This is a genomic window from Bradyrhizobium sp. USDA 4501, assembly GCF_054062115.1.
Map to the genome: position 1 here is coordinate 7,638,490 of NZ_JBSSEX010000001.1, position 17,535 is coordinate 7,656,024.

Annotated in this window: 13 protein-coding genes and 1 riboswitch; of the genes, 4 read left to right on the top strand and 9 right to left on the bottom strand. The window is 65.3% G+C overall.

Annotated elements, in window-relative coordinates; genetic code table 11:
* Positions 1 to 173 precede the first annotated feature (173 nt).
* Positions 174 to 1,052, top strand: a complete 879-nt coding sequence (locus ACVWZM_RS35255; RefSeq protein WP_456855750.1) for a hypothetical protein — start codon at positions 174 to 176, stop codon at positions 1,050 to 1,052.
* A 30-nt stretch (positions 1,053 to 1,082) separates the two neighbouring features.
* Here ACVWZM_RS35255 and ACVWZM_RS35260 read toward each other — a convergent pair whose 3' ends face one another.
* The 4 genes from ACVWZM_RS35260 to gcvT form a co-directional block, all read right to left on the bottom strand.
* The gene (locus tag ACVWZM_RS35260) at positions 1,083 to 1,514 is read right to left on the bottom strand and encodes an acyl-CoA thioesterase (RefSeq protein WP_076828403.1); all 432 of its coding nucleotides are present in this window, start codon (positions 1,512 to 1,514) and stop codon (positions 1,083 to 1,085) included.
* Positions 1,515 to 1,692: 178 nt separating this feature from the next.
* Positions 1,693 to 4,566, bottom strand: coding sequence for an aminomethyl-transferring glycine dehydrogenase (gene gcvP / locus ACVWZM_RS35265; RefSeq protein ID WP_456855751.1), 2,874 nt, complete (start codon positions 4,564 to 4,566; stop codon positions 1,693 to 1,695).
* A gap of 23 nt (positions 4,567 to 4,589) precedes the next feature.
* Positions 4,590 to 4,955, bottom strand: a complete 366-nt coding sequence (gene gcvH, locus ACVWZM_RS35270) for a glycine cleavage system protein GcvH (protein WP_076828407.1) — start codon at positions 4,953 to 4,955, stop codon at positions 4,590 to 4,592.
* Between the two features lie 19 nt (positions 4,956 to 4,974).
* Complete coding sequence (gene gcvT / locus ACVWZM_RS35275; RefSeq protein WP_076828408.1) at positions 4,975 to 6,120, bottom strand: glycine cleavage system aminomethyltransferase GcvT; 1,146 nt, start codon at positions 6,118 to 6,120, stop codon at positions 4,975 to 4,977.
* A 141-nt stretch (positions 6,121 to 6,261) separates the two neighbouring features.
* Positions 6,262 to 6,350, bottom strand: a riboswitch (glycine riboswitch).
* Positions 6,351 to 6,552: 202 nt separating this feature from the next.
* Between gcvT and alaS the strand changes: the two genes are divergently transcribed.
* Complete coding sequence (gene alaS / locus ACVWZM_RS35280) at positions 6,553 to 9,240, top strand: alanine--tRNA ligase (protein ID WP_253623723.1); 2,688 nt, start codon at positions 6,553 to 6,555, stop codon at positions 9,238 to 9,240.
* A gap of 11 nt (positions 9,241 to 9,251) precedes the next feature.
* Positions 9,252 to 10,502: a cyclic nucleotide-gated ion channel gene (locus ACVWZM_RS35285; protein ID WP_141340034.1), complete on the top strand. Its 1,251-nt coding sequence runs from the start codon at positions 9,252 to 9,254 to the stop codon at positions 10,500 to 10,502.
* 92 nt (positions 10,503 to 10,594) lie between these two features.
* Here the strand turns inward: ACVWZM_RS35285 and ACVWZM_RS35290 are convergent, their stop codons facing one another.
* The 3 genes from ACVWZM_RS35290 to ACVWZM_RS35300 all read right to left on the bottom strand — a co-directional run bounded on the left by ACVWZM_RS35290 (position 10,595) and on the right by ACVWZM_RS35300 (position 14,301).
* On the bottom strand, positions 10,595 to 11,101 hold the full coding sequence (locus ACVWZM_RS35290; RefSeq protein ID WP_141340029.1) for a DUF3455 domain-containing protein: 507 nt from the start codon (positions 11,099 to 11,101) through the stop codon (positions 10,595 to 10,597).
* Between the two features lie 30 nt (positions 11,102 to 11,131).
* Complete coding sequence (locus ACVWZM_RS35295) at positions 11,132 to 12,346, bottom strand: NADP-dependent isocitrate dehydrogenase (protein ID WP_016848511.1); 1,215 nt, start codon at positions 12,344 to 12,346, stop codon at positions 11,132 to 11,134.
* A gap of 227 nt (positions 12,347 to 12,573) precedes the next feature.
* Positions 12,574 to 14,301 (bottom strand): alpha/beta hydrolase family protein, encoded by a 1,728-nt coding sequence (locus tag ACVWZM_RS35300; protein WP_246786817.1) that lies wholly within the window; start codon positions 14,299 to 14,301, stop codon positions 12,574 to 12,576.
* 349 nt (positions 14,302 to 14,650) lie between these two features.
* On the opposite strand from ACVWZM_RS35300, the gene ACVWZM_RS35305 reads away from it, so the two are divergent.
* Positions 14,651 to 15,850: a TrmJ/YjtD family RNA methyltransferase gene (locus ACVWZM_RS35305; protein ID WP_253623724.1), complete on the top strand. Its 1,200-nt coding sequence runs from the start codon at positions 14,651 to 14,653 to the stop codon at positions 15,848 to 15,850.
* 259 nt (positions 15,851 to 16,109) lie between these two features.
* On the opposite strand, the gene ACVWZM_RS35310 is transcribed toward ACVWZM_RS35305, so the two are convergent.
* Both ACVWZM_RS35310 and ACVWZM_RS35315 read right to left on the bottom strand, forming a co-directional pair.
* The gene (locus tag ACVWZM_RS35310) at positions 16,110 to 16,955 is read right to left on the bottom strand and encodes a class I SAM-dependent methyltransferase (RefSeq protein ID WP_141340027.1); all 846 of its coding nucleotides are present in this window, start codon (positions 16,953 to 16,955) and stop codon (positions 16,110 to 16,112) included.
* 188 nt (positions 16,956 to 17,143) lie between these two features.
* The gene (locus ACVWZM_RS35315) at positions 17,144 to 17,380 is read right to left on the bottom strand and encodes a hypothetical protein (protein ID WP_143270934.1); all 237 of its coding nucleotides are present in this window, start codon (positions 17,378 to 17,380) and stop codon (positions 17,144 to 17,146) included.
* Positions 17,381 to 17,535 lie beyond the last annotated feature (155 nt).

The window sequence follows — 17,535 nt, forward strand, 5'->3', positions numbered from 1 at the left end:
CTTTTGTAAAGCAGTTGATCCTCAGCTTGCGGTGCTGATGCCATCGCGCGTAGCCGGAGAGCATCGTGACAAGTCTGATCCTGGCGACAAGTGAACTCGCGAGCTATCGCCCGAGGTAGGCGGGAAGGGCGGACATCGTCGTCGGGTTGAGGCCGCGCTTCGTTTGGGGGAAAATGCCCTCGTCGGGTGACCTCACGACCCTGCTGGAACCGCGTTCCGCAAAGCATGTCGATTTCGACACGCACTGGCTCGACTTCGCCAGTTCAAGATGGACCGGCTCGATCGGTCGGGACATTGGGCTTGTCGAGTTGTGCGAGCGTTGCGATAGCGTCGAGCTATGGGCTGATCCCCAGCCGAATGACCAGTTGGTGCTGGCCTGGTTGCTCGACGTGCTCCGCCCGCACCGCCACATCGTAGCGAAGCTCAAGCTGGTCCAGACCGATGTCGAGATCGGCGGGTACCGAGGCGAGAGCTTGGCGAAATGGCGGTTGCCTGCACTTGCGGTGACCGATGATCGGCTGGAATTGGCCGGTCGCGCCTGGACTGCCTATCGCGCTCCGACGCCCGAGCCCTGTTTCGACCTTCTCATGCAGGATCTGTCGGCCATCCCGCAGCTCCGCGCGGCACTGATTGCGTTGCTCGAGGAGCTACCCGGGCAAGACACCGGCCTCGGCGCGTCCGAACTGCGGATGCTGGATCTCGTCGCCGACGGCGAGACAAGCCCACAGGTCCTTTCAAGCGAGCTGAACAGGGAACGCGGCGTGTTCGATTTTCAGGAAGCGGAGCTGATCCTGGACCGGCTCGCCTATTGTCCATCACCGGTCCTGACCGGATTCCCCGCGGAGATCGAAGCGCCCGACGATCTGAAGGCCCGAAACAACCGACTCCTGCACAGTCGGCTGTCGCTCACCGATTTCGGCCAGGAAGTGTCGGATCGCGAGCTCGACTTCAGCCAATACAACACGATCCATCGCTGGTGGGGCGGCACCGAACTGACCAATGAGCGGCTGTGGCGCTGGGACGCCGAAAGCCGGGCCTTGGTTGCCCCGTAAGCCTGATCCGCACCTGTGTGCGCAATCAGCCTATGCCAGCGTCTTCTCCCGGCTTGCGATCAGTGCCCGCAAATCCTCGGTCACCGCGACCGACTGATGGGTCTTCTGATCGGTCGCGACCCAGATGATCTCGCCGGTGGCGCGCAAATCATCGGAGCCTTTGGCGAAGATCGCGAGCGCAAGATTGATCGAGGAGCGGCCGATCTTGGCGACCCGCACGCAGACCTCGATGTCCTCGTCGAACCGGATCGGCGCCTTGTACTCGACGACCGATTTGACAGTGTGGAAGTCGATGCCGGTCCGCGCCACCTCGCCGAGATAGTCGTAGCCGAGCGCGCGGAAATATTCGGTGATCGCGGTGTCGAAATAGGTGAGGTAGTGCGCGTTGAACACCACGGCCTGCGCGTCGACCTCCGAATAGCGGACGCGAAACGGGAAATGGAACCAGAATTCCTCGCGCATGTTTCCTCCTGCCGCGGGCCGGACCATTCCGTCATTCCGGGGCGCGACGCAGTCGCGAATCCGGAATCCGGAAGTCGTGGATCGAGATTCCGGGTTCTCGCTTCGCGAGCCCCGGAATGACACCGAGTGAATCACGCGTCAGAGACGCAGCACGACGTAGCTGCAACAATGGTGCGCTTTACTCCGCCGCCTGCGCATAATCCTCGACCGGCGGGCACGAGCACACCAGATTGCGGTCGCCATAGACGTTGTCGACGCGGCCGACCGGGCTCCAGTATTTGTCCGAGCGCGACACGCCGGCCGGGAAGCAGCCCTCGGCGCGGGTGTAGGCCCGGTTCCAGACATCGTCGGCGATGTCGTGCACGGTATGCGGCGCGTGGCGCAGGGGCGAGGCCTCGACCTTCCAGCGGCCCTTCTCGATCTCCGCGATTTCGTCGCGGATCGCGATCATGGCGTCGCAGAACCGGTCGATCTCGAACTTCGATTCCGATTCCGTCGGTTCGATCATCAGCGTGCCCGCCACCGGGAAGCTCATGGTCGGCGCGTGGAAGCCGTAGTCGATCAGGCGTTTTGCGATGTCGTCGACGGTGACGCCGCTGGTCGTCTTCAGCGGCCGCGGATCGACGATGCACTCATGCGCAACGCGGCCGCGCTCGTTGCGGTACAGCACCGGAAAGTGCGGCTTCAGCCGTGCGGCGATGTAGTTGGCGTTGAGGATCGCGATCTCGGTGGCGCGCGTCAGACCTTCGCCGCCCATCATCAGGATGTAGATGTAGGAGATGGTCAGGATCGACGCCGAGCCAAACGGCGCGGCCGACACCGGGCCGATGGCGTGCGCAGTTGCCCCGTCGGTTGCGGGATGGCCCGGCAGATAGGGCGCAAGATGCGCCTTCACGCCGATCGGGCCCATGCCGGGGCCGCCGCCGCCATGCGGAATGCAGAAGGTCTTGTGCAAATTGAGATGGCTGACATCGGCGCCGTAATCGCCGGGCCGCGACAGTCCGACCTGCGCGTTCATGTTGGCGCCGTCGAGATAGACCTGGCCGCCATGGGCATGCACGATGTCGCAGATCTCGCGGATATGCTCCTCGAACACGCCGTGGGTCGACGGATAGGTGATCATGACCGCGGCAAGGTTGGCGGAGTGCTTCTCCGCCTTGGCGCGAAGATCATTGACGTCGACGTCGCCGCGCGCATCGCACGCGACGACCACGACCTCCATGCCGACCATCGCAGCCGAGGCCGGATTGGTGCCGTGCGCGGAGGAGGGGATCAGGCACACCTTGCGGTGCGGCTCGCCGCGCGCGAGGTGATAGCCTCGGATCGCCAGCAATCCGGCATATTCGCCCTGCGCGCCGGAGTTCGGCTGCAGCGAGACCGCCTCATAGCCGGTGATGTCGCACAGCCATTGCTCCAGCCGCTTGAACAGCGCGTGATAGCCCTTGGCCTGATCCGCGGGCGCGAACGGATGCAGATTGCCGAACGCCGGCCAGGTCAGCGGGATCATCTCCGTGGTGGCGTTGAGCTTCATCGTGCAGGAGCCGAGCGGGATCATCGCGCGGTCGAGCGCGAGGTCACGATCGCTGAGCTTGCGCATGTAGCGCAGCAGCTCGGTCTCGGAACGATGCGTGTTGAATACCGGATGGCTGAGGAAGGCGCTGGTGCGCCGCAGCTCCTTCGGCAGCGCCTCGTGCGCACCGGCCTCGATCTCGGCATAGCTGAGCTTGCCGCCGAACACGCGCCACACCGCCTCGACCGTCTCCGGCGTCGAGGTCTCGTCGAGCGCGATGCCGAGCGTGGTCGCGCCGATGCGCAGATTGATCCGCTCCGCCTGCGCGCGGGTGACGAGCTCGATCTGCTTGCTACCAGCCTCGACGGTTACGGTATCGAAGAACGCTTCGCTGGTCGGCGCGAAGCCGAGCTTGCGCAGGCCGGCCGCGAGCACGGTGGCGCGGCGATGCACGCTGCGTGCGATATGGGTCAGGCCCTCGGGACCGTGATAGACCGCATACATCGAGGCGATCACGGCGAGCAGCACCTGCGCGGTGCAGATGTTCGAGGTCGCCTTCTCGCGGCGGATATGCTGCTCGCGGGTCTGCAGCGCGAGGCGATAGGCGGGCTGCCCACGCGAATCCACCGAGAGGCCGACGATGCGGCCGGGCAGCGAGCGCTTCAGCGTGTCGCGCACCGCCATATAGGCGGCGTGCGGTCCGCCATACCCCATCGGCACGCCGAACCGCTGCGCCGAGCCGATCGCGATGTCGGCGCCGAGCTCGCCGGGCGAGGCGAGCAGCGTCAGCGACAGCAGGTCCGCCGCGACGATCGCAAGCGCGCCCTTGGCGCGCAGCGACGCGATGGCAGGCTTGAGGTCGCGTACCGCGCCCGATGTGCCCGGATATTGCAGCAGCGCACCGAGCACATCGGCGTTGTCGAGCTCGGTCAAGGGATCGCCGACCACCAGCGCCCAGCCCAGCGGCGCGGCGCGCGTGCGCATTACCGCCAGCGTCTGCGGATGCACCTCCTTGTCGACGAAGAACACCTTCGCCTTGACCTGCGAGTGCCGCTCGGCGAGCGCCATCGCTTCCGCCGCTGCCGTCGCCTCGTCGAGCAGCGAGGCGTTGGCGACGTCGAGCCCGGTGAGATCGCAAATCATGGTCTGGAAGTTGAACAGCGCCTCGAGCCGGCCCTGGCTGATCTCCGGCTGGTACGGCGTATAGGCGGTGTACCAGGCCGGGTTCTCCAGAATGTTGCGCTGGATCACGGCGGGCAGGATGGTGCCGGAATAGCCCTGGCCGATCAGCGAGGTGAACACCTGGTTCTGCGCGGCGAGCTCGCCCATATGCGCGAGCGCCTCGGTCTCGCTCAGCGCCCGGCCGAGATCGAGCGGCGCCTTCTGCCGGATCGACGCCGGCAGCGTCTCGTTCATCAGCGCCTGCAGGCTCGCGGCGCCGACCGTCTCCAGCATCGCGTTGACGTCGCGCGGCGACGGTCCGATGTGGCGGCGGACGAAATCGGTGGCGGCTTCGTTGATCGGCTTGAAGGGCGCGTTCATGACGTGATCCTCGGAGTGATCCTTTAGGCGGTGTGCGCGGCGTAGGCGGCCTCGTCCATCAGGCCGCCGAGCTCGCCCTTGTCGGCAATCTTCAGCTTGAAGAACCAGGCCTTGCCGCCGGCGTCGGAATTGACCAGTGCGGGCTCGGCGGCGAGCGCGTCGTTGACCTCGACCACCTCGCCGGAGATCGGCGCGTAAACGTCGGAGGCGGCCTTGACGGATTCGACGACAGCGGCGGCCTCGGCCTGCTTCAGGCTGCGGCCGACCTTGGGCAGTTCGACGAACACGACGTCGCCGAGCTGCGACTGCGCATAGTCGGTGATCCCGATTGTGGCGACGTCGCCCTCGATGCGGAGCCATTCGTGGTCGGACGTGTACAGCGTCGTCATGGGGTCGATCCTTTGGCGTTCAGCGTTTGTAGGTATTGGGGACGAAGGGCGTAGCGGCGACTTTCAGCGGCAGCCGCTGGCCGCGCACTTCGGCGAAAACGGTGGTGCCGACGGCGGAAAGGGCCGTGGGCAGGTAGCCCATCGCAACCGGCGCATTGAGGCTCGGGCCGAAGCCGCCCGAGGTCACCTTGCCGATCTGCTCGGTCGAGCCGGCATCGGCGAACAGCGCGGCGCCTTCGCGCACCGGTGCGCGGCCGTCAGGCTTCAGGCCGACCCGTCGGCGCGCAGCGCCATCTGCGAATTGCGCGAGAATTTTGTCGGCGCCGGAGAAGCCGCCGGCGCGGGCGCCGCCGCTGCGGCGAACCTTCTGCACCGACCATTCCAGCGCGCCTTCGACCGGCGTCGTCGTGGTGTCGATGTCATGGCCATAGAGGCACAGCCCGGCTTCGAGCCGCAGGCTGTCGCGCGCGCCGAGCCCGATCGGCAACACGTCGGGATTGTCGAGCAGCGCGGTGACCAGGGCTTCCACCTTGTCTGCGGGCACGGAAATCTCAAAGCCGTCCTCGCCGGTATAGCCGGAGCGCGAGACGAAGCAGTCGACGTCACTGAGCCGGCGCGGACCGGCATCCATGAATTTCATCGAACCGACATCTGCACAAAGTTTCGCCAACGCCGATTCCGCTTTCGGGCCCTGCAGCGCGATCAGCGCGCGGTCGGCCAGCGAGATGATCTCGCAGGCGTCGGAGAGATTCGCGCGCAGATGCGCCTCGTCCTCGGCCTTGCAAGCGGCGTTGACCACCAGGAACAGGTGATCGCCGAAATTCGCCACCATCAGGTCGTCGAGCAGGCCACCGTCATTATTGGTGAATTGCGCGTAGCGCTGCCGTCCCGGCGCGATGCCGACGATGTCCTGCGGCACCAGTTTTTCCAGTGCGAGCGCGGCATCCGCGACCTTGCCGGATTTGGCCTTCAGCACGAGCTGGCCCATGTGCGACACATCGAACAGGCCGGCTTCCTTGCGGGTGTGCAGGTGCTCCTTCAGCACGCCAGCCGCGTATTGCACCGGCATGTCATAGCCGGCGAACGGCACCATCTTGGCGCCCCGCGCAAGGTGCAGCGCGTGCAGCGGGGTCTGTTTCAGCGGGGAGGTTTCGCGCGCAAGCATCACAGGGCCCTCGCGGTTCCCGCCGGGGACCTATTTCCCCTTGAGAAACCTGCAGAAAGCCCCATCTGTCGCTGTGCCTGAGAGTATTATCCCGTCGGCGGACGCATCGGGGCGAACCCCAGCGTCTCTTTCCAGATGTCAGACGTCACGCGGTCCTTTTGCCTGAGAGTTTCCGGGGCGGTTGCTCCTTCGGCGCCGGCGGTAAGGCCGGTCTCTCCCGACGTGACTAGGTATAGGTAGGTAGAAAACACGGCGCCACCAAGACTGTCAACGCAGCTGCAGCAACTATCCAATGGGCTTTGTGCTGCCGCGGCAAGCCCATGATCCGCCTGCACAGTTTCTGGACACCGCAGCTGGCAATGTCTAAAAGCGTTCGGCCGGAAAATGACGCCTTTTTGCGGCTGGCCGGCCACTTTTTCCGATTGGATGAACATGAGCAGCGTCAACGACATCAGGTCGACATTTCTGAACTACTTCAAGGCGAACGGGCACGAGATCGTGGCCTCGTCGCCGCTGGTGCCGCGCAACGACCCGACCTTGATGTTCAACAATGCCGGCATGGTGCAGTTCAAGAACGTCTTCACCGGGATCGAGAAGCGTCCCTATCAGCGTGCCACCACGGCGCAGAAATGCGTGCGCGCCGGCGGCAAGCACAACGACCTCGACAATGTCGGCTACACCGCGCGCCATCTCACCTTCTTCGAGATGCTCGGCAACTTCTCGTTCGGCGATTACTTCAAGGAGCGCGCGATCGAGCTGGCCTGGAACCTGATCACGAAGGAGTTCGGGCTGAAGAAGGACAAGCTGCTCGTCACCGTCTACCACGACGACGACGAGGCGGCGGGCCACTGGAAGAAGATCGCCGGCTTCTCGGATGACCGCATCATACGGATCGCGACCTCGGACAATTTCTGGGCGATGGGCGATACCGGCCCGTGCGGGCCGTGCTCCGAAATCTTCATCGATCGCGGCGAGCACATCTGGGGCGGTCCGCCGGGCACGCCTGAGGAGGACGGCGACCGCTTCCTGGAGTTCTGGAACCTGGTGTTCATGCAGTACGAGCAGGTGACGAAGGAGGAGCGCGTGGCGCTGCCGCGTCCCTCGATCGATACCGGCATGGGCCTGGAGCGCATGGCGTCGATCTTGCAGGGCGTCGAAAGCGTGTTCGAGAGCGACCTGTTCCGCAACCTGATCGATGCGGCATCGTCGGCGCTCGGCCATGGGCCGAACGCGCGGAACGTGGCGTCGTACCGGGTGATCGCGGACCATCTGCGTTCGTCGGCTTTCCTGATCGCCGATGGCGTGCTGCCGTCGAACGAGGGCCGCGGCTATGTGCTGCGCCGGATCATGCGCCGCGCGATGCGCCATGCGCAGCTGCTCGGCGCGAGCGAGCCGCTGATGCATCGGCTGGTCTGGGCGCTGGTCCGCGAGATGGGCCAGGCTTATCCGGACTTAGTGCGCGCTGAGAAGCTGATCGAGGAGACGCTGCGGCTGGAAGAGACGCGGTTCCGCAAGACCCTGGTGCGCGGATTGTCGCTGCTCGACGAGAAGAGCGCCGGCCTCAAGAAGGGCGACATGTTCGACGGCGACACCGCCTTCACCCTGTACGACACCTTTGGTTTCCCGCTGGACCTGACCCAGGACGCGTTGAAGTCGCGCGGTATCAGCGTCGACCAGGCGGCGTTCACCGACGCGATGGAGCGCCAGCGCATCAAGGCGCGTGCGTCCTGGGCGGGCTCCGGCGAGGCGGCGAGCGAAGCGATCTGGTTCCCGCTGCGCGAGAAGCTCGGCGCGACCGAGTTTCTGGGCTACGAGACCGAGAGCGCGGAAGGCGCGGTGACGGCGCTGATCAAGGACGGCGCCGAAGTCGCGAGCCTCAAGGCCGGCGAGAGCGGCGCGATCGTCTTGAACCAGACGCCGTTCTACGGCGAGTCCGGCGGCCAGGTCGGCGACACCGGCGTGCTGACCGGGGAGGGCGTTAAGTTCCGCGTCACCGACACGCAGAAGAAGGCCGGCGATCTCTTTGTGCATCTCGGCACGGTGGAGCAGGGCACGCTCGGTGTCGGCACCGCATTACAGCTCGAGGTCGACCACACCAGGCGCTCGTCGATCCGCGCCAACCATTCGGCGACGCATCTGTTGCACGAGGCGCTCCGCCAGGTGCTCGGCGATCACATCGCGCAGCGCGGCTCGCTGGTGACGCCGGACCGGCTGCGCTTCGACTTCGTGCATCCGAAGCAGATCACGCCGGAAGAGCTCGCCCGGATCGAGGACATCGCCAACGATGTCGTGCTGGAGAATGACGAGGTCACGACCCGGGTCATGGGCGTCGACGATGCCCGCGAGGCCGGCGCCCGCGCGCTGTTCGGCGAGAAATACGGCGACGAGGTTCGCGTCGTGTCGATGGGCAAGGGCGCCCGCGATCACGGCCAGAACGCGCTTGGCTGGTCGGTCGAGCTCTGCGGCGGCACCCATGTCCGCCGCACCGGTGACATCGGCATGATTTCCGTGACCAGCGAGGGCGCGGTCGCGTCCGGCGTGCGCCGTATCGAGGCGCTGACCGGGCATCATGCGCGCAAGCACGCCAACGACACCATCGCGCTGGCCAAGACCGCGGCGCTGGAGCTGCGCACCACGATCGACGACGTGCCGGCGCGCATCACAGCTCTGATGGAAGAGCGCAAGAAGCTCGAGCGCGATTTGTCCGACGCCCGCAAGAAGCTCGCGATGGGCGGCGGCGGTGCGTCGAACGGCGCCGCCTCAGCCGTTCGCGAGGTCGGCAATGTCAAGCTGCTGGCGCGCGCGGTCGAGGGCGTCGAGACCAAGGATCTCAAGAGTCTCGTCGACGACGGCAAGAAGCAGATCGGCTCGGGCGTGGTCGCGATCGTTGGCGTCACCGAGGACGGCAAGGCCGGCATCGTGGTCGGCGTCACTGCCGATCTGACCGCGCGGTTCAACGCGGTCGAGCTCGTGCGCAAGGGCTCCGAGGTGCTCGGCGGCAAGGGCGGCGGCGGCCGGCCCGACATGGCGCAGGCCGGCGGGCCCGACGGCGCCAAGGCCGACGCCGCGCTGTCGGCGATCGAACAGGCCATGACCCAACAGGCATCGGCTGGCGCCTGACGGAGAGGCTGATCGTGGCGACGGCTCCGCTTAAGCCCACGATCGGCGATCCCGGGCTGCGCGACCGTCTCTACGAGCTGCTCGAACGCGATGATCTGCCGCATTCGGGCGGCTTGCGCTTTGCCCGGGTCATCGTCGCCATCATCGCCGTCGATGTGCTGGCGGCGATCCTGGCCTCCGTGCCCGAGATCGACGCGCAGTTCGGCTGGCTGCTGACGACCATCGAGATCGCGGCGGTCATCGCCTTCGCGCTGGAATATGCCGCGCGGCTCTGGAGCGTGGTCGGCCACTCGCTGCGCGACATGACGCCGGCGCGGGCGCGGCTGGAATACGCCTTCTCGGCGCTCGGCGTGATCGACCTGCTGGCCTTCCTGCCGTCGGCCGTCGCGCTTGCGACCGGCGACAAGACCGCGCTGGTGCTGTTCGGCATGCTGCCGTTCCTCAAGCTGGTGCGCTATTCGACCGCGATGCGCTCGCTGCTGGCGGCGCTACATGCCGAGCGGCGCACGCTGTTCGGCTGCGTGGTGATCCTGACCGGCGCCGTGCTGCTGTTTGCCTCGCTGCTCTATGCCATCGAGCACAGGGTGCAGCCGGACAAGTTCGGCACCATGCCGCAGGCGATGTGGTGGGCGATCGTGACGCTCGGCACCGTCGGTTACGGCGACGTCGTCCCGATTACGCCGCTCGGCCGGACCGTCACGGTGGTCGCGATCGTGGTCGGCTTCGCGATGATCGCGCTGCCGGTCGCGATCATCTCGACCGCGTTCGCCGACGAGGTCCGGCGCCGCGACTTCGTCGTGACCTGGGGCATGCTGGCGCGGGTGCCGCTGTTCTCACATCTTGGCGCTGCCGATATTTCCGACATCATGCGCTTGCTGCGGTCGCAGACCATCGAGGCCGGCGAGGTCTTGGTGCGGCGCGGCGATGCGGCGTCATCGATGTATTTCATCACCGCGGGCGAGGTCGAGATCGACCTGCCGAGCCAGCTTGTGCGGCTTTCCGACGGCGCGTTCTTCGGCGAGATCGCGCTGCTGCGGCGGACCAGCCGCTCCGGCACGGTGACGGCGGCGCGCAAGACCAAGCTCCTGGTGCTCGATGCGCAGGACTTCCATGCCCTGATCGAGCGCATGCCGGCGCTCGCCGCGCATGTCCGGGAGACCGCCGAGGCGCGGCTTGCCGACCCGATCGCGGCCGGCGGCGACCTTGCCGCCGCAGAGATCGCCCAGGCGCCGCGCGAAATCGACGGCGGCATCCGCGACTAGAACCTCATTCCGATTGAATCGGAACGAGGCCTCGATTCTTCGTTTGGCGCGTTTTCTGCACGCGAACCGGTATCCACTTCGCTCGAAAACGCTTAGTCCCGTCGCAGGAACACGTAATCCGCCGAGTAGGCCGCTCCCTTCAGCGCGCCTGATTTGTCGCAAGCGCCGCTGAGCTCGCCGCCCGAGGTGTTGATCCGCTGCACGGTTGCGACGCCGGAGAAGAGGCCGTTGCCGCGATGGGCGATCACCTCGAGCTTCAGCCAGGGAATATCGGCGGCGGTGGCGCCGGGTGTGCTGCCGGCGGTGCGGGCGGTCACGACGCTGCCGTCGACATGCTCCCAGTTCGGACCCGCATAATGCCGGCCGACCGTGCGGCCGTCGGCGATCAGGGTGGCGATCGGTTCGCGGAACGACCAGGCGAGCTTGCCGTCGGTGACCGGCTTGCACTCATAGACCTGCACGCCCTCGGCATGGACGGTGAGGATCTTGGACTCGCCAGGCGCCGCGACGGCGTCGGGCAGGGGATCGGCAGCGAATGCCGCCGACGTGGTGAGCGAGAACGATGCGAGCACGACGGCTCTGACAAGGGCCACGGTCATGCTCGCACCTGTCTTCCCAGGATGACGGCCTCAGGCCGCGATCGCCTTCACGAGGTTGTCGGATACCTTGTCGAGGAATCCGGTGGTCGAGAGCCAGCGCTGGTCGGCGCCGACCAGGAGCGCGAGGTCCTTGGTCATGTAGCCCTCTTCGACGGTCGCGACGCAGACCTTCTCCAGGGTGGTGGCGAACTTTGCCAGCGCCTCGTTGTTGTCGAGCTTGGCGCGATGGGCGAGGCCACGGGTCCAGGCGAAGATCGACGCGATCGAGTTGGTCGAGGTCTCCTTGCCCTTCTGGTGCTCGCGGTAGTGGCGGGTCACGGTACCGTGCGCGGCCTCGGCTTCCACGGTCTTGCCGTCCGGGGTGAGCAGCACCGAGGTCATCAGGCCGAGCGAGCCGTAGCCCTGGGCCACGGTGTCGGACTGCACGTCGCCGTCATAGTTCTTGCAGGCCCAGACATAGCCGCCGGACCATTTTAGCGCCGAGGCCACCATGTCGTCGATCAGGCGGTGCTCGTAGGTCAGGCCCTTGGCGTCGAATTCCTTCTTGAACTCGCGGTCGAAGACGTCCTGGAAGATGTCCTTGAAGCGGCCGTCATAGACCTTCAGAATCGTGTTCTTGGTCGACAGATAGACCGGGTAGTTGCGCATCAGGCCGTAATTGAACGAGGCGCGGGCGAAATCGGTGATGGAGTCGTCGAGATTGTACATCTCCATCGCGACGCCGGCGCCGGGCGCCTTGAACACTTCCTTCTCGATCACGGTGCCGTCCTCGCCGACGAACTTCAGCGACAGCGTGCCCTTGCCGGGGAACTTGATGTCGGTGGCGCGGTACTGGTCGCCATAGGCATGGCGGCCGATGATGATCGGCTTGGTCCAGCCGGGAACCAGGCGCGGCACGTTCTTGCAGATGATCGGCTCGCGGAAGATGCAGCCGCCGAGGATGTTGCGGATGGTGCCGTTCGGCGACTTCCACATCTGCTTCAGGCCGAACTCCTTCACCCGGGCCTCGTCGGGGGTGATGGTGGCGCATTTGACGCCGACGCCGACCTTCTTGATGGCTTCGGCGGCGTCGATGGTCACCTGGTCGTTGGTCTCATCGCGGTATTCCATGCCCAGATCGAAATAGAGCAGTTCGACATCCAGGAACGGGTTGATCAGCTTGTCCTTGATGTACTGCCAGATGATCCGGGTCATCTCGTCGCCATCGAGTTCGACGACGGGGTTGGATACCTTGATTTTTGCCATGACGGGGAGGCCCTCTTGGGAACGGCGCGCTTTTGACGGCGGGGGTGGAAAATACGCCTGCGCTATAGCACCGCCCGGGGGCGGGCGGAAGCGGAGGGGTTATGCACTTTCAGCCCATCTTTTCACCGAGAACCGCCACTCTGGACGGACCAGAATAGCGCCTCTCGGCCCTTGTTCTTGACGGGTTTTCTTCACGCGAACCGGTGCCCGCTTCGCTTGAAAACCCTCTAAAACGCCGCCTGCGTCGCGGTCCCGGCCACGATGTACCAGGTCACGAACAGGCCCGCGATCAGGGCCCCCGGCAGGCTCGATCCGGTCCGCCGCCAGGTGAAGGTCGCGATCACGGCGACGATCGCGAGAAGGGGCACGAACTGGATCGCGACGATGGTCGAGAGCGGCACGAAACCGGGGTCCGGGACCGGGTTGAACAGCTTCCCCGTCAGCCACAGCGTGCCGTATTGCAGCACCAGCAACACGATGAAACCGAACGTCAGCACCAGGATGTTGGTCAGGTACAGCGCCCCGCGCGGCGCATCCATGGTCGAGAAATTCCGGTGCAGCACGTGCAGCGCCACGACGAAAAACGCCGTGAACGGAATCAGATAGATCAGGAAGATGAGGAATTGCTTCGCGCTCATCAACTTGAGTGCGACGATCCAGAAGCGGAAGTCGATCTTGAAGGCGAGGTCGGCAAGCCACAGCGCGGCGTAGCCGACCGCGACCGAAGCCAGCGCGATCACGATGGATTGACCGACGAGGCCGGCCCGGGTGGTGCGCCTTGGGGCGAAGGGCATCAGCGCCAGCGTGATCAGGCCGTTGATGATGGCCCAGACCAGGATCTGGTTGGTGATGCCCTGCGGCAGGAATGCGCTGGGGGCCACGAAGGTGCCGCCCAGCGCGAAGGCCGGATAATAGGTCAGCGCCGGGATGAAGGCGGACAGGATGAACGCCGTGGTCCAGCGCCGGCCCTTGGCAGCCTCATGCGGCGGCATGGTGCCGTCGGCAACCGCCGGCAGCCGGAGGCGGGAGAACGTCTTGGCTTCCAGCAGCCCGTCGAACGTCCCGATGACAAGGGCAATGAAACCGATGAGGGCGATGAGCGTGCCGATCTCCTTGCGGAACCAGATCTGATCGTCGACCGGGCGCGGGGTGCCGCCCTTCAACGTCTTGGCGAACCAGTCCAGGCTGTAGCCGATCGTTTCATGCGAGATGTGCTCCGCCGGATGGGTCATCGCCGGGGTGTACAGCGCCCGCGCGGTGCCGTTGGCTGGATCGCCATAGACCTTGCCCGGCTCGACCGCGCCTTGCGTGCCGAACAGCGCCCAGAGCTTTGGGCTCGTGGTGACGTCGCGGGCCAGCTGGACGCCCCACATCAGGTCGGGGAATTCCTCATACTGGGCGAACACCAGCGCGGTGTTGCGCGGCCACGACGTGGTGCCCTCGGCCGCGAACGGCTTGCCGGTGGACGAGCCCTCCAGCACCATCGACTTGTAGTCGTTGGGCTGAGCTGCGGCGGCCGCCAGCACGGTCCAGCCGCCCATCGAATGGCCCTCGAGCCCGATATTCTCCTTGTCGACGAATTGGAGGCTGCGGAGATAGGCAAGGCCGTCAGGTCCGCCAAAACCGTTGGCGAAGGAGGGCGGGTCGCTGTAGCCATGGCCGGTCTGGTCGAGCGCCAGCACGACATAGCCACGGCGGGCGAACTCGATGGCGAAGCCGTCCTGGGTCTCGCGAGAATTGATGTAGCCGTGAACGGCGAGGATGCCGGGCGCCGGAATTTGCGCGGTCGCGTTCGGCGGGACATAGAGCAGGGCACTCATGGTGTTGCCCTTGGCGCCCTTGAACCTGACATCCTCGATCCGGATGCCGCCTGCGGTCTGCGTGAGGTGGGCGAGCAGGCCCCCCGCCACGATCAAGATCAGGCCCACAATCGCCAGCGTCCATCTGCCCCGCATCGTCGTCCCCCCAATGTGCTTTGACCCAAGTGCTTCGACCTAAAGTGCTTCGGTCCAAAGTGCCTCGCCGTTCAACCGGCGTCTCAAGCGTGCCTTTACAGCTTCGCTTTGGTTGTGGTTGATAGCCTATCCGAAGGCCAAGCGCGCACAAGCGGCGGGCCTCGTTCTGTGCGATCGGGATTCCGATTCAGGATTCGCAATCGCCGCTAACCCTGTTATCTGCTTGGAGAAATTGGTCCCGCACAAAACCGGTGCAAAGCTGGTTGCGGGGACCAGTATGAGACTTTGAATCAGCCGCTTCGGAAGCTGATTCAAAATCTTCAGATGTTGAATCAGAAAGTGAAGTGAGATGTCCGGCACCGACAAGACCAAGGCAGGGCACGACCTTGCCGGTCCCGTCGTCATCCTGGTCGAGCCGCAGCTTGGCGAGAACATCGGCATGGCCGCGCGCGCGATGGGCAACTTCGCGCTGTCGAGGATGCGCATCGTCAACCCGCGCGACGGCTGGCCGAACATTGCCGCCCAGCGCGCGGCCGCAGGCGCCGACCACATCATCGGTTCCGTCGAGCTGTTCGACACCGTCGAGCAGGCGATCGCCGATCTCACGCTGGTGTTTGCGACCACCGCCCGGGCCCACGACCAGGCCAAGCCGGTGGTCGGGCCGGAGGGCGCGGCGGGTGAGATCGTCGGTCATGTCGCATCCGGCGGCGGCGCCGGCATCCTGTTCGGGCGCGAGCGTGCCGGCCTGACCAATGAGGAGGTCGCGCTCGCCAACCGCATCATCACCTTCCCGGTCAATCCGGGCTTCGCCTCGCTCAATCTGGCGCAGGCGGTGCTGTTGATGGGCTACGAGTGGTTCAAGCTCTCGACCGCGGGTGCGCTGCCGTTCGCGATGCCCGAGCGGTCCGAGCCGGCCTCCCAGCACCAGATGCAGGCGTTCTTCGACAACCTCGTCGCCGAGCTCGATAAGGTCGAGTTCCTGCGGCCGGCGGAGAAGCGCGACACCATGCTGGTGAACCTGCGCAACATCTTCACCCGGATGGATCCGACCAAGCAGGACATGCACACGCTGCACGGCGTGGTGATGGCGATCGCCGAGGGCCGCAAGGGCCCGGCCAAGGGCGGGGTGCTCGACGGCGCCCAGGCGACGCGCTTGCGGGCGCTGCTCGCCGAGCAGGGGCAGGGCGGCGCGACCGCTGACAGTAGCAGCACGGTGCGCGGCCTCGCCCGGCTGCTTCGCCGCAACCCGACCGACGCCGAACGGATCCTGTGGCAGGCGCTGACGCGGGACCGCCGCTTCGCCGGCCAGTTCAAGCGCCAGACCCCGGTCGGCCGCCACATCCCCGACTTTGTCTCCTTCGTGCACCGGCTTGCGATCGAGCTGGTCAACCCGAACGAGAGCGAGGCCATCGGGGCCGACCGCGCCAAGCGCAGAGCCTGGCTCGAAGCGCGCGACTATCGGGTGGTCGACATGCGGGTGGCCGATGTCGAGCGCGACCTCGACGCCGAGCTCGCCCGGCTGGAGGCGGGGCTGCGGCAGGAGCGGTAGCTTACGCAATTGCTCTGTCCGCGGAGCAAAAGATCGGGATTCGAGTAAGCGTCTCTTTCCACACGTCGTCCTGGCGAAAGCCAAGACCCATAACCACCGCATTGGATTGTGAAAGGGATCGAGGCCGCAGCGTCGCGCAACAATTGAGATTTGGGGTAATGGGTCCTGGCTTTCGCCTGGCTTTCGCCAGGACGACACCGTGTTGGTGCGCCGCAGATGGCACGATTTCTGCCGTCACAATCCCGAAGGCAGCATCTCGCTAGGCTCGTGCCGACACGAGCCACAGACCCACATGCAGGTCGCGCCCATCCGCTCCGAGGCTTGCGGCGAGCGCGTTGCGTACCGCTTCCATGGCGCGATGACGTTGATCGTCCGTGGCATTCTCGAGCAGCGCAGGCAGCGGGCCGGCCTGCGTGATGAAGGCCATGCTTTGCGTGATGTCGCCGCCATGGATCGGCACGTCGGTGGCCTTGAGCGCAATCTCGTGAAACCCGGCCTCGGTCAGGATGCCGCGAACGCGATCCTCGCGCGCGAACGAAAACATCCCGGGCGCCAATGGATCGAGCGGCGGCTGTGGCGGCACGTGCGGTCGGGCCGCCTCGATGGGTACGCGAAACCACGGCGACTCCGGCATGGTGCGAAAACAGACGAACACCAGCCGCCCGCCCGCTTTCATGCCGCTACGGATGTTGGTGAAGGCCCTGACCGGGTCATCGAAGAACATCAGGCCAAAACGCGAATACACCAGATCCGCCCAGCGCGGTTCGAAGCCGTAGATCGTTGCGTCGGCCAGCGCACAGGTCACGTTGCCAAATCCCGCCTCGGCGACACGATGCTTGGCCAGATCCAGCATCGGGACCGAGATATCGACACCCAGCACAGCACCCGACGGACCAACAGCCTTGGCGAACGCCAACACTGTGTCACCGGTGCCGCATCCGATATCGATGACACGCTCACCCGGCTTTGCCGCCGCGGCACCCAGGCTGACGTTGGTGACCGACGTGAAGACTTCGCTGATCACGGCTTGCTGCGAAACCCATGAGTGCCCCATGGTGCTGTTCCAGAACTCTGCTCCTCGGGGGTTTGGCGTGGGCGTCTGCATTTGATCAATCTCCTGGTGCTGAAAATGGAGTGTCGTCTGAAACAAACTGCACAAAATTCCGGATCGAACGCGAAGCTGAAATCTCCGTACCGGGCATTAGCGAATTGCAGCCGACGTGCTTTGCATCTCGGCTCTAGGCCATCAGGACGTCTTCGCGCGATCCGCATCCGATCGATGCTGGACGGCGCTCAGGTGGTGGATTCATTGCCGCCGCCCCTCGGCTTGGAAATCGGAGGGATGCAGCTACCGAAGCGTGAATCGAGCGGATCGTAGCGCGACCTCATTCTCGCAAAAATATAGAGCGCCGCCAGTGCGAAGGCGCCGAGCAACAGCAGGCCCCATGCAGGTGGCGGACCTGCAACCAAAAGCACTGCTGCTCCAACGAGGACTAACGCGATAATGCCCGAAGACAGTTTTGAAGCCATGACCGGCTCCGCAGTTAGCGCAGTGACGGGATACTATCCCTGAAATCGATCCATTTGTGAGAGGCCAACTGCGACACGCCAGCGCAGATATTTCCACCTGGGGGGACTGAGCGACGGCCTGTTCGCTCACGGCCGCGAACGTCACTATTGCGAGT

Bases quoted from the DNA above. Each gene is read 5' to 3' on its own strand.
- alaS (WP_253623723.1), top strand. From the start codon at position 6,553: ATGAGCAGCGTCAACGACATCAGGTCGACATTTCTGAACTACTTCAAG.
- ACVWZM_RS35315 (WP_143270934.1), bottom strand. From the start codon at position 17,380: ATGGCTTCAAAACTGTCTTCGGGCATTATCGCGTTAGTCCTCGTTGGA.
- ACVWZM_RS35305 (WP_253623724.1), top strand. From the start codon at position 14,651: ATGTCCGGCACCGACAAGACCAAGGCAGGGCACGACCTTGCCGGTCCC.
- gcvP (WP_456855751.1), bottom strand. From the start codon at position 4,566: ATGAACGCGCCCTTCAAGCCGATCAACGAAGCCGCCACCGATTTCGTC.
- ACVWZM_RS35290 (WP_141340029.1), bottom strand. From the start codon at position 11,101: ATGACCGTGGCCCTTGTCAGAGCCGTCGTGCTCGCATCGTTCTCGCTC.
- gcvH (WP_076828407.1), bottom strand. From the start codon at position 4,955: ATGACGACGCTGTACACGTCCGACCACGAATGGCTCCGCATCGAGGGC.
- ACVWZM_RS35255 (WP_456855750.1), top strand. From the start codon at position 174: ATGCCCTCGTCGGGTGACCTCACGACCCTGCTGGAACCGCGTTCCGCA.
- ACVWZM_RS35260 (WP_076828403.1), bottom strand. From the start codon at position 1,514: ATGCGCGAGGAATTCTGGTTCCATTTCCCGTTTCGCGTCCGCTATTCG.
- ACVWZM_RS35310 (WP_141340027.1), bottom strand. From the start codon at position 16,955: ATGCAGACGCCCACGCCAAACCCCCGAGGAGCAGAGTTCTGGAACAGC.
- gcvT (WP_076828408.1), bottom strand. From the start codon at position 6,120: ATGCTTGCGCGCGAAACCTCCCCGCTGAAACAGACCCCGCTGCACGCG.
- ACVWZM_RS35295 (WP_016848511.1), bottom strand. From the start codon at position 12,346: ATGGCAAAAATCAAGGTATCCAACCCCGTCGTCGAACTCGATGGCGAC.
- ACVWZM_RS35300 (WP_246786817.1), bottom strand. From the start codon at position 14,301: ATGCGGGGCAGATGGACGCTGGCGATTGTGGGCCTGATCTTGATCGTG.